The 13,107-nt window shown below is 71.7% G+C and carries 14 protein-coding genes and 1 riboswitch; of the genes, 11 read left to right on the top strand and 3 right to left on the bottom strand.

The window, feature by feature from the left end:
* Positions 1–14: 14 nt before the first annotated feature.
* The 10 genes from AB0H75_RS16570 to AB0H75_RS16525 all read left to right on the top strand — a co-directional run bounded on the left by AB0H75_RS16570 (position 15) and on the right by AB0H75_RS16525 (position 8,240).
* Positions 15–1,094 carry a zinc-dependent metalloprotease gene (locus tag AB0H75_RS16570; protein WP_367796794.1) on the top strand — a complete coding sequence of 360 codons (1,080 nt, stop codon included), beginning with the start codon at positions 15–17 and terminating at the stop codon, positions 1,092–1,094.
* Positions 1,095–1,134: 40 nt separating this feature from the next.
* Positions 1,135–2,136, top strand: a complete 1,002-nt coding sequence (gene tilS, locus AB0H75_RS16565; protein WP_367796792.1) for a tRNA lysidine(34) synthetase TilS — start codon at positions 1,135–1,137, stop codon at positions 2,134–2,136.
* A gap of 10 nt (positions 2,137–2,146) precedes the next feature.
* On the top strand, positions 2,147–2,698 hold the full coding sequence (gene hpt, locus AB0H75_RS16560; protein WP_367796790.1) for a hypoxanthine phosphoribosyltransferase: 552 nt from the start codon (positions 2,147–2,149) through the stop codon (positions 2,696–2,698).
* Positions 2,699–2,959: 261 nt separating this feature from the next.
* Positions 2,960–4,957 (top strand): ATP-dependent zinc metalloprotease FtsH, encoded by a 1,998-nt coding sequence (gene ftsH / locus AB0H75_RS16555; RefSeq protein WP_367796788.1) that lies wholly within the window; start codon positions 2,960–2,962, stop codon positions 4,955–4,957.
* A 28-nt stretch (positions 4,958–4,985) separates the two neighbouring features.
* On the top strand, positions 4,986–5,564 hold the full coding sequence (folE, locus tag AB0H75_RS16550) for a GTP cyclohydrolase I FolE (RefSeq protein WP_367796786.1): 579 nt from the start codon (positions 4,986–4,988) through the stop codon (positions 5,562–5,564).
* A 68-nt stretch (positions 5,565–5,632) separates the two neighbouring features.
* The gene (gene folP, locus AB0H75_RS16545; protein WP_367796784.1) at positions 5,633–6,490 is read left to right on the top strand and encodes a dihydropteroate synthase; all 858 of its coding nucleotides are present in this window, start codon (positions 5,633–5,635) and stop codon (positions 6,488–6,490) included.
* Positions 6,487–6,933, top strand: a complete 447-nt coding sequence (locus AB0H75_RS16540; RefSeq protein ID WP_367796782.1) for a nuclear transport factor 2 family protein — start codon at positions 6,487–6,489, stop codon at positions 6,931–6,933. Before folP ends, AB0H75_RS16540 begins: the two co-directional genes overlap by 4 nt.
* A complete protein-coding gene (gene folB, locus AB0H75_RS16535) occupies positions 6,923–7,288 on the top strand; it encodes a dihydroneopterin aldolase (protein WP_367796780.1) in 366 nt (121 codons plus the stop codon). The genes AB0H75_RS16540 and folB overlap by 11 nt, the downstream gene beginning before the upstream one ends.
* Positions 7,285–7,788 (top strand): 2-amino-4-hydroxy-6-hydroxymethyldihydropteridine diphosphokinase, encoded by a 504-nt coding sequence (gene folK / locus AB0H75_RS16530; protein ID WP_367796778.1) that lies wholly within the window; start codon positions 7,285–7,287, stop codon positions 7,786–7,788. The genes folB and folK overlap by 4 nt, the downstream gene beginning before the upstream one ends.
* The gene (locus AB0H75_RS16525; protein WP_367796776.1) at positions 7,785–8,240 is read left to right on the top strand and encodes a DUF3180 domain-containing protein; all 456 of its coding nucleotides are present in this window, start codon (positions 7,785–7,787) and stop codon (positions 8,238–8,240) included. The genes folK and AB0H75_RS16525 overlap by 4 nt, the downstream gene beginning before the upstream one ends.
* On the opposite strand, the gene AB0H75_RS16520 is transcribed toward AB0H75_RS16525, so the two are convergent.
* Together AB0H75_RS16520 and AB0H75_RS16515 are read right to left on the bottom strand one after the other, a co-directional pair.
* A complete protein-coding gene (locus AB0H75_RS16520) occupies positions 8,237–9,370 on the bottom strand; it encodes an acyltransferase (RefSeq protein ID WP_367796774.1) in 1,134 nt (377 codons plus the stop codon). The two genes, AB0H75_RS16525 and AB0H75_RS16520, sit on opposite strands and share 4 nt — an antisense overlap.
* Positions 9,367–10,512 (bottom strand): NADH-quinone oxidoreductase subunit D, encoded by a 1,146-nt coding sequence (locus tag AB0H75_RS16515; RefSeq protein WP_367796772.1) that lies wholly within the window; start codon positions 10,510–10,512, stop codon positions 9,367–9,369. The genes AB0H75_RS16520 and AB0H75_RS16515 overlap by 4 nt, the downstream gene beginning before the upstream one ends.
* 145 nt (positions 10,513–10,657) lie before the next feature.
* Here AB0H75_RS16515 and AB0H75_RS16510 point away from each other — a divergent pair, with 145 nt between their 5' ends.
* The gene (locus tag AB0H75_RS16510) at positions 10,658–11,590 is read left to right on the top strand and encodes a DoxX family membrane protein (RefSeq protein WP_367796770.1); all 933 of its coding nucleotides are present in this window, start codon (positions 10,658–10,660) and stop codon (positions 11,588–11,590) included.
* 45 nt (positions 11,591–11,635) lie between these two features.
* Here AB0H75_RS16510 and AB0H75_RS16505 read toward each other — a convergent pair whose 3' ends face one another.
* On the bottom strand, positions 11,636–12,847 hold the full coding sequence (locus AB0H75_RS16505) for an aminotransferase class V-fold PLP-dependent enzyme (protein WP_367797143.1): 1,212 nt from the start codon (positions 12,845–12,847) through the stop codon (positions 11,636–11,638).
* Positions 12,848–12,982: 135 nt separating this feature from the next.
* A riboswitch (SAM riboswitch) is annotated at positions 12,983–13,098 on the bottom strand.
* Positions 13,099–13,107 lie beyond the last annotated feature (9 nt).

Raw genomic sequence — 13,107 nt, 5'->3', positions numbered from 1 at the left:
GTACGGTGGACGGTATGCAGGTGATCGACTGGGATCTGGCCGTCACGACCGGCACGCGTTTGGTGCGCCCCGGTCCTCAAGTGAGCCGGGAGGAGGCCAGGCAGGCCGTCACCGAGCTCCGCACCCTGTCGCGCGAGGCCGAGGGCCACGTGCGGGAGTTCACGAAGATTCACACCGAGACCTCGCCCCAGCCGGCCACCATCGTGGACCGTCCGGGCTGGATCAAGGCCAACGTCGAGGGGTTCCGGGTGGTGCTCGAACCCCTGACCCAGCGCGTGGGCAACAGCTCCAACCCGCCGCCCGCCATCGTCACGGCCGTGGGCTCGCGCATCACGGGCGTCGAGGTCGGGGCGGTCCTGGCCTTCCTCGCCTCGCGCGTGCTGGGCCAGTACGAGCTGTTCCTGCCGCCCGACCCCACCGGGCAGGAGCCGACGGGGCGGCTGACGCTCGTCGCGCCCAACATCGTCCACGCCGAGCGCGAGATGGGCGTCGACCCGCACGACTTCCGCCTGTGGGTGTGCCTGCACGAGGAGACCCACCGGGTACAGTTCACGGGCGTGCCGTGGCTGCGCGAGTACGTGCGCTCGCAGATGACGGAGTTCCTGCTCGCCTCCGACCTCGACCTGCCCACGCTGCTCGAACGCCTCCGCAACGCCGCCGACACGGTGGCCGACGTGGTGCGCGGCGGCGAGGGCAACCTCATCGACGTCATCCAGTCGCCCGCCCAGAAGGCCATCCTCGACCGGCTGACGGCCGTGATGACCCTGGTGGAGGGGCACGGCGACTACGTGATGGACGCCGTGGGCCCGTCCGTGGTGCCGTCGGTGGCCGACATCCGCGGCAAGTTCGCCCAGCGCCGCGAGGGCGGCTCCCGCCTCGACCGCACGGTGCGGCGGCTGCTCGGCATCGAGGTCAAGATGAAGCAGTACGCCGAGGGCTCGGCGTTCGTCCGCCAGGTGGTCGGCCGCGTGGGCATGGACGGCTTCAACAAGGTCTGGACCAGCAAGGACACCCTGCCCACCCTCCAGGAGATCGCCGACCCCGGCTCCTGGATCGACCGCGTGGTCGGCAAGCCCGCCCTTCCCGCCTCCTGACCGGCCGGCGGTTCTCCGCCGGTGCCGTGGACCCGCGACAATGGCAGCCGTGGGTCCACATCCAGCCGTAGCCGACGTCCGCAGGGCCGTCCGGGAGGCGCTCGCCGACCTGCCGCGCGCGGCCCTGGTGCTGGCGGCGTGCAGCGGCGGGGCCGACTCCACCGCGCTCGCCGCCGCGCTGGCGTTCACCGCTCCGCGGACGGGCCTGCGCGGCGGGCTGCTGACGGTCGATCACGGGCTCCAGGCGGGCTCGGCCGGGCGGGCGCGCGAGGTCGCCGCCCAGGGCGCCCGGCTGGGGCTGGAGCCCGCGGAGGTCCTCACCGTCACGGTGGGCACCGCGGGCGGCCCCGAGGCGGCGGCCAGGGACGCCCGCTACGCCGCGCTCGCCGAGGCCGCCGACCGGCACGGGGCCGCCGCCGTGTTGCTCGGCCACACCAGGGACGACCAGGCCGAGACCGTGCTGCTCGGGCTGGCCAGGGGGAGCGGGCCGCGCTCGCTGTCCGGCATGGCGGCACGCGCCGGGCGCTACCGCCGGCCCTTCCTGGAGCTGCCCAGGGCCACCACCGTGGCCGCCTGCCGGGCGTTCGGCCTCGACCCCTGGGACGACCCGCACAACGACGACCCCCGCTACACCCGGGTCCGCGTCCGCCGCCGGGTGCTGCCCGTGCTGGAGGCGGAGCTCGGCCCCGGCGTGGCCGAGGCGCTGGCGCGGACCGCCCGGATGGCCCGCGAGGACGCCGACGCGCTGGACGAGTGGGCCGAATCGGCGTTCCAGAATTGCGCTCTTAGCGATATCGACGGGTCTGTGGCCCTCGCCGTGGGGGAACTGGAGAAGCTTCCCGACGCCGTGCGGCGGCGGGTGCTGCGCCGGGCGGCCCTCGCCGCCGGAGCGCCGTCCGGCGCCCTCTCCGCGACGCACGTGCTGGCCGTGGATCGGCTGGTCACGCGGTGGCGCGGGCAGAAGGCCGCGGACCTGCCGGGGGGTCTGAGCGCCGCGCGGCGGTATGGCACCCTGATACTCGCCAAGAGTCCCCGCGCGTAAGGAAACACAGGTGGACGCTGCCGACATGGGCAATGACCTGGAGAAAGTGCTCATCTCCGAGGACGACCTCCAGGCCAAGATCAAAGAGCTGGCCGGGCGCATCGACGACGACTACGCGGGCAAGGACCTGCTGCTCGTGGGCGTGCTCAAAGGCGCCGTCATGGTGATGGCCGACCTTGCCAGGGCCTTGCACGTGCCGGTTCAGATGGACTGGATGGCGGTGTCGTCCTATGGCGCGGGCACGAAGTCGTCCGGCGTCGTCCGCGTGCTGAAAGACCTCGACACCGACATCCTCGACCGCCACGTGCTGATCGTCGAGGACATCATCGACTCCGGCCTCACCCTGCACTGGCTGCTGGAAAACCTGAAGTCCCGCAATCCCGCCTCGCTGGAGATCTGCACCGCGCTGCGCAAGCCCGACGCGGTGAAGGTGCCGATCGACGTCAAATACGTCGGCTTCGACATCCCCAACGAGTTCGTCATCGGTTACGGGCTCGACTACGCGGAGCGATACCGGAACCTGCCGTTCATCGGCACGCTCGCACCCCACGTCTACCGATAGAACCCCCGATAGAGCGCCAAGCAATGCCTCTTGCCACGACCGGGAACATCGCGCAACGTGACGTACGTTGATAGGGCAAGGCCGGTGTAGCGGGCGGTCCCTCCGCGCGCTCTGCCGGTGTACCTTCAGACTCCGGAAGGGTGACCTTGCGTCCCCTTCGGGTAGTCAGAAGTCGCGGTGTCGGATGCCGCGGCCCCGGGCACGCCCGGGGTTCCAGGCCATGGTCAGGAAGGGACGGGCCCGCAAGGGGTTCCGCATCGGATGGATCTCAAGCGATTTACACGTGGGCCACTGCTGTGGATCCTGGGCATCGTCGTGCTGCTCCTGCTCGTCACCCAGCTGTGGAGTGGCGGCGGCAGTTTCAAGCAGGCCGACACATCCCTGGTCCTCCAGCAGATTCGCGCCGGCAATGTCAGCAACGCCAAGGTCGTCGACAAGGACAACCGCATCGAGGTGACGCTGAAGAACCCCGTCGCGGTCCGGAACGGCGATCAGCCGACCAAGCTGATCCAGGCTTACTGGGTGACCGGCTACGGCAGCAAGCTGACCGATGAGCTCCAGGCCCAGGTCGACGCCAAGCGGACCGACAGCTTCACCACCGAGGTGCCCCAGGAGAACCTCCTGGTCAGCATTCTCGTGAGCTTCCTGCCGATCGTCATCATCGTGCTGCTCTTCCTGTTCCTGATGAACCAGATGCAGGGCGGCGGCTCGCGGGTGATGAACTTCGGCAAGTCGAAGGCCAAGCTCATCACCAAGGACACCCCCAAGACCACCTTCGCCGACGTCGCCGGCGCGGACGAGGCCATCGAGGAGCTCCAGGAGATCAAGGAGTTCTTGCAGGCCCCGGCCAAGTTCCAGGCGATCGGCGCCAAGATTCCCAAGGGCGTGCTGCTCTACGGCCCGCCCGGCACCGGCAAGACCCTGCTGGCCCGCGCCGTCGCGGGCGAGGCGGGCGTGCCGTTCTACTCGATCTCCGGCTCCGACTTCGTCGAGATGTTCGTCGGCGTCGGCGCCTCCCGGGTGCGCGACCTGTTCGAGCAGGCCAAGGCGAACGCCCCGGCGATCATCTTCATCGACGAGATCGACGCGGTCGGCCGCCACCGCGGCGCCGGCCTCGGCGGCGGTCACGACGAGCGCGAGCAGACCCTCAACCAGCTCCTCGTCGAGATGGACGGCTTCGACGTCAAGGGCGGCGTGATCCTCATCGCCGCGACCAACCGGCCCGACATCCTCGACCCGGCGCTGCTGCGCCCCGGCCGCTTCGACCGCCAGGTCACCGTCGACCGCCCCGACCTGGAGGGCCGCAAGGGCATCCTCAAGGTCCACGGCCGCGGCAAGCCGTTCGCGCCCGACGTCGACCTCGACGTCATCGCGCGGCGCACCCCCGGCTTCACCGGCGCCGACCTGGCCAACGTGATCAACGAGGCCGCCCTGCTCACCGCGCGGGCCGACCAGAAGCTGATCACGATGGACGTCCTGGAGGAGTCGATCGACCGTGTCATGGCAGGGCCCGAGCGCAAGTCGCGGGTCATGTCCGACAAGGAGAAGAAGATGATCGCCTACCACGAAGGCGGTCACGCGCTGGTGGCGCACGCCCTGCCCAACGCCGACCCGGTGCACAAGATCACCATCCTGTCCCGCGGCCGCGCCCTCGGCTACACGATGACGCTGCCGATGGAGGACAAGTTCCTGGCCACCCGGTCGGAGATGATGGACCAGCTCGCGATGCTGCTGGGCGGCCGCGCGGCGGAGGAGCTCGTCTTCCACGAGCCCACCACCGGCGCCTCCAACGACATCGAGAAGGCCACGGCGGTCGCCCGCCGCATGGTCACCGAGTACGGCATGAGCGAGCAGCTCGGCGCCCGCAAGTTCGGCACCGGGCAGGCCGAGGTGTTCCTCGGCCGCGAGATGGGCCACGAGCGCGACTACTCCGAGAAGATCGCCTCCACGATCGACGAGGAGGTCCGCCGGATGATCGAGACGGCGCACGACCAGGCCTGGGACATTTTGGTCCAGTACCGCGACGTCCTCGACAACCTGGTCCTGGAGCTCATGGAGAAGGAGACCCTCTCCCGCGAGCAGGTCCTGCAGATCTTCGCGCCGGTGGTCGTCAAGGAGCACCGCCCGTCCTACGCCGGTTACGGAAAGCGCCTGCCCTCCGACCGGCCGCCCATCCTGACGCCGAAGGAGAAGCAGTCGGCCAACGGCTCGCTGACCAACGGCCACCAGGACGCGCTCCCGTCGGGGGACGGCGCGTAGCACCAGCAGCAGCACCACCGGAGCAACCGTGACACACCACGACGTCGACCTGGCGCGGATCGAGAAGGCCGTCCGCGAGATCCTCTACGCCATCGGCGAGGATCCCGACCGCGACGGCCTCCTGGAGACGCCCGCCCGCGTCGCCAGGGCCATGGCCGAGCAGTACTCAGGGCTCGGCCAGACGCCCGAGGACGTCCTCAACAAGGTGTTCGACGTCGATCACGACGAGATGGTGCTCGTCCGGGACATCGAGGTCTACTCCACCTGCGAGCACCATCTGGTCCCGTTCCACGGGGTGGCCCACGTCGGCTACATCCCCAACGAGCGGGGCCAGGTGACGGGCCTGTCCAAGCTGGCCCGCCTGGTCGACGTCTTCGCCCGCCGGCCGCAGGTGCAGGAGCGCATGACGTCCCAGATCGCCGACGCGCTGATGCGGGTGCTGGAGCCGCGCGGCGTCATCGTGGTGGTGGAGTGCGAGCACCTGTGCATGACCATGCGGGGCGTGCGCAAGCCGGGGGCCAAGACCGTGACCTCGGCGGTCCGCGGCGACTTCCGCACCAGCGACAAGACCCGTGCCGAGGCGATGGCGCTCATCCTCGGCAGGTGAGCCATCCTTATCCACAACCGGGGGCCCGCGATGTCAGCAGGTGTGGGGGAACGCCTAGGCTTGGCCCCATGACTAGCGTGCCCATCGGCGTGCCGCGGGGGGCGGGGCGGTGCCTCGTCATGGGCGTGGTCAACGTGACGCCCGACTCCTTCTCCGACGGCGGCCTCTGGTTCGACGAGGCGGCCGCGATCCGGCACGGCCTGGAGCTGGTCGGCGAGGGGGCCGACCTGGTCGACGTGGGCGGCGAGTCCACCCGTCCCGGCGCGGCCCGGGTGTCGCTGGAGGAGGAGCTGGCCAGGGTCGTCCCGGTGATCAGGGCGCTGGCCGCCGAGGGGGTGACCGTCAGCGTCGACACGATGCGCGCCGAGGTCGCGCGGGCCGCGGTCGAGGCGGGCGCGGTGCTGGTCAACGACGTGAGCGGCGGGCTGGCCGATCCGGAGATGCCGCGCGTGGTGGCGGCGACCGGCGTCTCCTACGTGGTGATGCACTGGCGCGGCCACAGCCACGACATGTACTCCAGGGCCGTCTACACCGACGTGGTCGCCGAGGTGCGCGAGGAGCTGGGCAAGCGGGTGAGCCTGGTGCTGGCCGAGGGGGTGGCCGAGGAGCAGATCGTGCTCGACCCCGGCCTCGGCTTCGCCAAGAACGCCGAGCACAACTGGGCGCTGCTGGCGGGCATCCCGCAGCTCGCGGAGCTGGGGTTCCCGCTTCTCGTGGGGGCGTCGCGCAAGAGGTTCCTGGGGCGCCTGCTGGCCGGTCCCGACGGCACGCCGCGGCCGTTCAGCCGGAGTGACGACGCCACCCTGGCCGTGACCGCCCTGGCGGCCCAGGCGGGCGCCTGGTGCGTACGCGTCCACGAGGTGGGCCCCAACGCCGACGCGGTGCGCGTGGCCGCGGCATGGACACGAGCGGGAGCAGGCACATGAGCGTCGACACGGCCGCCATCGAGACGGTCAACCAGGAGTTCTACACCGCCATCGAGAGCGGCGACCTCGACAAGATGACCGAGATCTGGGCCGAGGACACCACCGACGACCAGGTGAGCTGCGTGCACCCCGGGTGGGCGCTGCTGAGCGGCCGGTCCGAGGTGCTGCGCTCGTGGGCCCTGATCATGGCCAACACCACCTACATCCAGTTCGTGCTGACCGACGTCAGCACCACGGTGCTGGGCGACGTGGCCGTGCTCACCTGCGTGGAGAACATCCTCACCGCCGGCGACGAGGGTGAGGCCAGCTTCGCCGCGGGCAAGGTGGTCGCCAGCAACGTCTACATCCGCACCCCGCAGGGCTGGCGGCTGTGGATGCACCACGGCTCGCCGGTGCTCCAGGGTGACGACGACGAGGAGGAGGAAGGCGAGCTTGAGCCTTGATCGCATAGCGCTCAAGGGCCTGCGGGCCCGCGGCAGGCACGGCGTGCTCGCCGCCGAGCGGGAGCTGGGCCAGGAGTTCGTGATCGACGCCACGCTGTTCCTCGACACCGCCCCGGCCGCGGCCGGCGACGACCTGAGCAGGACGGTCCACTACGGGGAGCTGGCGGAGGCGCTGGTGAAGGTGGTGGAGGGCGAGCCGGTGCTGCTGGTCGAGACGCTGGCGCAGCGGCTGGCCGAGGTCTGCCTGTCCCACGAGGTGGTGCGCAAGGCCGAGGTGAGCGTGCACAAGCCGGCGGCGCCGATCCCGCTGCCCTTCGATGACGTGGTCGTGACGATCGAGCGGAGCCGGGCATGAAAGCCGTCCTCGCACTCGGCAGCAACCTGGGCCGCCGTTTCCAGACCCTCCAGGGCGCGGTGGACGCCCTCTTCGACGCGCCGGGCCTGGAGTTCGTCAGGGCCTCGCCGGTCTACGAGACCGATCCGGTGGGCGGGCCCGAGGGGCAGCAGCCCTATCTCAACGCGGTCGTGGTCGCCGAGACCACGCTGGAGCCGCGCACGCTGCTGGAGCGGGCGCTGAGCGTCGAGAACGCCTTCGGGCGGGTCCGCACCGAGCACTGGGGGCCGCGCACGCTCGACGTCGACCTGATCGTGGTGGGCGAGACCAGGTGCGACGACCCCGACCTGACGTTGCCGCATCCGCGGGCGCACGAGCGGGCGTTCGTGCTGGTGCCGTGGCTGGAGGCCGACCAGGACGCCGAGGTGCCGGGCCGCGGCAGGGCGGTCGACCTGCTGGCCGGGCTCGACCGGGCGGGCGTGCGGCTGCGGCCCGACCTGACGTTGCAGAGGCCGGATTGAGGCCGACCCACCCCGGCCACCTGGTCGGCATCTTCGTCATCGCCGCGCTGCTGACGTGGGCGGTGGTCAACCAGTTCTACTCGGGGCTGCCGCTGCTGCCGTGGACGGCGATCCCCACCGTGCTGCTGCTGGCGCTCGGCGAGGGCTACAGCGGCTGGGCCACCAAGGCCAGGATCGCCAGGAAGCCGGGCACCAAGCCGGTCGAGCCGCTGGCGGTGGCCCGGCTGGTCGCGCTGGCCAAGGCGTCGGCGTACGCGGGCGCCGCCTTCGGCGGGCTGTTCGCGGGCTTCGCGCTGCACACGGCGCGCATCCTCGACCGGGAGACGCCGCGCTCGGAGTTCTTCATCGCGGCGGGGTCGTTCGTGGCCTGCGTGGTGCTGGTGGTCGCGGCGCTCTACCTGGAGCACTCCTGCCGGGTGCCGAAGGACCCGGAGGACCAGAGCCCGGGCTAGCGCCGGCGGCCGAAGAGGTAGATGACCGGCGCGGTGCAGACGAGCGGCCCGACGATGGCGATGGGCCGCTCCAGCCACCACTTCAGGTCCGGCGGGATGGTGCCGCCCAGGCTGCCGAACAACCACCACGACAGGCCGAGCGCGATGGCCATGCCGGTGGTGTGGAACAGGAACAGCGGCAGCGAGTAGCGGTTGATGAAGTCGTTGACCCGCCGCCAGCCCGGCCGCTCCAGCACCCGCTCCATCGCCGGTCGCAGCACCTCGACCACGCCGATCTGGAACAGCAGCAGCGCCACGATCACGAACGTCGGCGGCGCCATGTTGGACCACTTGTCGCCGGGGACGCCCACCATGGAGCCGGGGTAGATGCCGGAGTACACCAGGCCGAACAGCGCGAACAGGCCGGTCCACAGCAGGGCGACGTCGTAGCGCCGGGGCAGGATCACGACGCGGTCGTAGAAGAACCCGGCCTGGTGCGCCAGCCCCCACACGATGATCATGTTGAGCCAGCCGGCCTGGTCGAGGCCGTAGCGGAAGCGCAGGACGTCCACGACCAGCGCCGCGCCGCCGAGCCAGATCAGCGCCAGCACGTCGAAGCGGCGGTGCAGCCAGAGCGCCACCGGCAGCAGCGCGATCAGCACCAGGTAGACGCCGAGGAACCACAGCGGGCTGAGCACGAGCAGCACCACCCGCCACATCCAGTCCACCCGGAAGACGAGCGTGACCGCCGCCCCGATCGCGACCCACACGCCGGACAGCACCAGCGCCGGCAGGGCCAGCGCGCGGATGCGCCGCCAGACGAACGAGCCGACCCCGACGCCGCGCCGCTGCGCCCGCCCCCACGACAGCAGGTGCACGTGCCCGCCCACGTAGAAGAACAGCGGCAGGACCTGTAAGAGCCAGGTGAGGATCCATAACCCCGAGGTGAAGCCGAGCGGGCTGGTCGGCTCCGGCCCCGACGGCTTCCACACCAGGATCGTGAACGCCCAGTGCCAGACGACCACGACGACCAGGCTCAGCGCGCGCAGCCAGTCGACGTACTTGTCGCGCTCGCGCTCGGGCTCGGGCTTGGGCTCGGGCCCGGGTCCGGGCTCGGCGGGCTCGATGGGGACGCTCGTCTCCTGGCTCATTTGTCGATGTCCCCCACCACGAAGAACATCGAGCCGAGGATGGCGACCATGTCGGCCACCAGGTGGCCGGGCAACATCTCGCGCAGCACCTGGATGTTGTTGTAGGAGGCCGAGCGCAGCTTGAGCCGCCACGGGGTCTTGTCGCCCTTGGAGACGAGGTAGTAGCCGTTGATGCCGAGCGGGTTCTCGGTCCACGCGTACGTGTGCCCCTCCGGCACCTTGAGCACCTTCGGCAGCCGCTGGTTGATCGGCCCGGGCGGCAGCTCGCGCAGCCGCTCGACGCACGCGTCGGCCAGGTCGAGCGAGACCTTGAGCTGCTCGAACAGCACCTCGAAGCGGGAGCGGCAGTCGCCGTCGCGGAGCGTGACGACCTTGACGGGCAGCTCGGAGTAGGCCAGGTAGGGGTCGTCGCGGCGCAGGTCGAGGTCCACGCCGGAGGCGCGGGCGATGGGGCCGCTGACGCCGTACTGCATGATCTGCTCGCGGGACAGCACGCCGACGCCCTTGGTGCGGGCCACGAAGATGTCGTTGTGCAGGATGAGGTCCTCGATGACCGGCACCCGGCCGCGGGTCGTGGCGACCGCCTCGGCCACGCGGTCCAGCCAGCCCAGCGGCAGGTCCTCCTTCAGGCCGCCGACCCGGTTGAACATGTAGTGCATGCGCCCGCCGGAGATCTCCTCCATGACGGCCTGGATGCGCTCGCGCTCGTTGAAGGAGTAGAAGATCGGCGTCATCGCGCCCAGCTCCAGCGGGTACGAGCCGAGGAACATCAGGTGGTTGAGCACCCGGTTGAGCTCGGCCAGCAGCGTGCGCGCCCACACCGCCCGGACCGGCGGCTCCATGCCGAGCAGGCGCTCGGCGGCCAGCACCACGCCCAGCTCGTTGGCGAAGCCGGACAGCCAGTCGTGCCGGTTGGCCAGCATGATGATCTGGCGGTAGTCGCGGACCTCGAACAGCTTCTCCGCGCCCCGGTGCATGTAGCCGATGATCGGTTCGGCGGTGGCGATGCGCTCGCCGTCCAGCGTGAGCCGGAGCCTGAGGACGCCGTGCGTCGAGGGATGCTGCGGGCCGATGTTGAGGATCATGTCCTCGGTGGCCAGCTCTTTCGCGCCCGCACCGATCCCGACCACGCGTTCCGTCATAGGGCCATGCTGCCACCGTCCCGGGGGTCGATCCAGCGCGGGGCCCGCCGTCGGCGATGGTCAAGGAATGGTACGGAAAGGCATCCCTCGCGGGGACTTGGGGTGGGACGTGGGGAGGAAGCGGAGGACGGGGGGAGAAAACACCATGAAGAGAGTTGTGTTCGATGTGGCGGCCCTGATCGCCCGGGTGGTGACCGGCGTGATCTTCCTGGCGCACGGCCTGCAGAAGTGGCAGGGCGGGCTCGGGGCGACGACGGGGATGTTCCGGGAGATGGGGATCCCGATGCCCGGCCTCGCCGCCGGGTTCGCCACCGTCGTCGAGACCGTCGGCGGCATCTTCCTGATCCTCGGGCTGCTGGTGCGGCCGGTGGGGCTGCTTCTGCTGCTCAACATGCTCGGCGCGATCGCCTTCTTCCACTGGAACAAGGGCGTCATGGTCGGCAACGGCGGGTGGGAGCTGGCGGCCGCGCTGGGCGCGCTGAGCCTGCTGTTCCTGGCGCTCGGCGGCGGGCGGATCGGGCTGGACGGGCTGTTCGGGGCGATCTTCCGGCGGCGGGGGGAACGGCGGGCCGCCGACGAGCTGGCCCGCCGGCACGCCGGGTCCGTGGACGACCGCATCGAGACCCCGCCCACCGGCACGTCCCGGGACACGGCGTACGATACGGCGTACGACGACACGACCCACGGAACGGCCCACGGAACGGCCTACGACACGCCCGGAACCGGGGCCGGGATCGCGGGGACCTCGGCCGGGGCCGGGATGGGCAGCCGCGGGCGGCACGCCGGAGGGCCGCTGACGCCGGCCGAGCCCCAGGAGCCCGCCGAGCCGCCGGAGATCCCCCGGCAGCCTGCCGCCCCCGCTCCGGGCACGCCCGCTTCGGGAACGCCCGCTTCGGGCACGCCCGCTTCGGGAACGCCCGCTTCGGGCACGCGGGCGCCCGGCACGAGGACGCCCGGCGCGGGCACGCCCGGCCCGGGGACATCAGGCGCGGGCGGTCTCAGCGACGAGGACCGGCGCGACATCGACGCCCTGGTCGCCGACGACCAGCCCGAGCACCGCAGGCCGCCGAACCGCTGAACGCCCGACGCCCGCCCCTCGTGCCCGGGGCCGCGCCCGGGGCGCTCAGCGGGAGGCGATGTCCCGCAGCGCCTCGACCAGCCGGTCCACGTGCTCCTGCGTGGTGCCGATGCCGATGGAGGCCCGCACGGCCGACGCCGTGCCGTCCTCGCAGCCGCCGTCGGCCGTGCCCAGCAGGTGCCGGACGAACGGGTGCGCGCAGAACTTCCCGTCGCGCACCCCGATGCCGTACTCGCCGGACAGCACCTCGGCCACCTCGCGCGCCGGCCGCCCGGCGACGGTGAACGACACGATGCCCACCCGCGGGTGGTCCTCCCCCCACAGCGACAGCTCGCGTACCCCCTCGATCGAGGCCAGCCCGGCGCGCAGCCGCGCGAGCAGCCGCTCCTCCTCGCGCACCAGCGCCGTCCACCCGGTGGCGGTGAGCGCGTCGCAGGCGGCGGCCAGGGCGATCGCGCCCAGCACGTTGGGGGTGCCGGCCTCGTGGCGCGGCTCGGGGTCGTCGTGCCACTCGGCGTCATCCCCGACCGCGCGCACCGCGCCCCCGCCCTTCAGGTACGGCTCCCCGCCGGCCAGCCAGTCGCCGCGCCCCACCAGCGCTCCGGCGCCGAACGGCGCGTACAGCTTGTGCCCGGAGAAGGCCACGTAGTCCAGGTCGAGTGCGGTCAGGTTGAGCTGCCGGTGCGGGACGAACTGCGCGGCGTCCACCAGGATGCGCGCCCCGTGCCGGTGCGCGATGTGGGCGAGGGCGGCGATCGGCCACAGCTCGCCGGTGACGTTGGAGGCGGCGGTGACGACGAGCAGCTTCGGCCCGTCGATGGCGGCCAGGGCCCGGTCGGCGGCGCGGACGGCCTCGCCGGGGAAGGCGGGCGGGGCCAGGCGGACGGCGTCCGGCCAGGGCAGCAGCGAGGCGTGGTGCTCGGTGTCGAAGACCACGACGGTGGTGCCGGCGGGCAGGCAGCGGGCCAGCAGGTTGGTGGCGTCGGTGGTGTTGCGGGTGAAGATCACCGCGTCGCCGGGGCGGGCGCCGACGAACGCCCGGACGGTGTGGCGGGCCTGCTCGTACCGGGCGGTGGTGAGCTGGGAGGCGTAGCCCGCGCCCCGGTGGACGCTGGAGTAGGCCGGGAGCGCGGCGGCGACGGCGGCGCTGACCGGCTCCAGACAGGGCGCGCTGGCGGCGTAGTCGAGGTTGGCGTAGCGGACCAGCCTGCCGCCCTTGACCGGCACCTCCAGGTCGGCGCCGACCACGGCGGGCACGGCCCGCCCGCTCCCGGGAGCGGGGAAGGGGGAGGGGGCGGGGGTCTGGGCGGGGACGGCGTCGCCGGTGAAGATCGTCAGCGTGGACACGGCACAACTCCTCAAGGGTCATCGGACCCCTGGAGGCGACCACGGAGCCCGCGCTTGCCCGCCACACCTCGTGACGGACCAGGTCTTCACCCGGGGCACCCCGCCGCGGACGCGAGGGTTGCCGGCCAGCTAGCCGGGGCTTGTCGCTGGCGCTCATGACCTACGTCCCG

This window comes from Nonomuraea sp. NPDC050783 (assembly GCF_040802095.1).
Taxonomy (GTDB): Bacteria; Actinomycetota; Actinomycetes; order Streptosporangiales; family Streptosporangiaceae; genus Nonomuraea.
The sequence above is the reverse complement of the archived record's forward strand: the minus strand, read 5'-3'. Positions and strand labels throughout refer to the sequence as shown.

What these genes read in the sequence shown, in the direction of transcription:
- tilS (WP_367796792.1), top strand. Translation starts at nt 1,135, where the DNA reads ATGGCAGCCGTGGGTCCACATCCAGCCGTAGCCGACGTCCGCAGGGCC.
- AB0H75_RS16570 (WP_367796794.1), top strand. Translation starts at nt 15, where the DNA reads ATGCAGGTGATCGACTGGGATCTGGCCGTCACGACCGGCACGCGTTTG.
- AB0H75_RS16520 (WP_367796774.1), bottom strand. Translation starts at nt 9,370, where the DNA reads ATGAGCCAGGAGACGAGCGTCCCCATCGAGCCCGCCGAGCCCGGACCC.
- ftsH (WP_367796788.1), top strand. Translation starts at nt 2,960, where the DNA reads ATGGATCTCAAGCGATTTACACGTGGGCCACTGCTGTGGATCCTGGGC.
- AB0H75_RS16510 (WP_367796770.1), top strand. Translation starts at nt 10,658, where the DNA reads ATGAAGAGAGTTGTGTTCGATGTGGCGGCCCTGATCGCCCGGGTGGTG.
- folP (WP_367796784.1), top strand. Translation starts at nt 5,633, where the DNA reads ATGACTAGCGTGCCCATCGGCGTGCCGCGGGGGGCGGGGCGGTGCCTC.
- AB0H75_RS16515 (WP_367796772.1), bottom strand. Translation starts at nt 10,512, where the DNA reads ATGACGGAACGCGTGGTCGGGATCGGTGCGGGCGCGAAAGAGCTGGCC.
- folK (WP_367796778.1), top strand. Translation starts at nt 7,285, where the DNA reads ATGAAAGCCGTCCTCGCACTCGGCAGCAACCTGGGCCGCCGTTTCCAG.
- AB0H75_RS16540 (WP_367796782.1), top strand. Translation starts at nt 6,487, where the DNA reads ATGAGCGTCGACACGGCCGCCATCGAGACGGTCAACCAGGAGTTCTAC.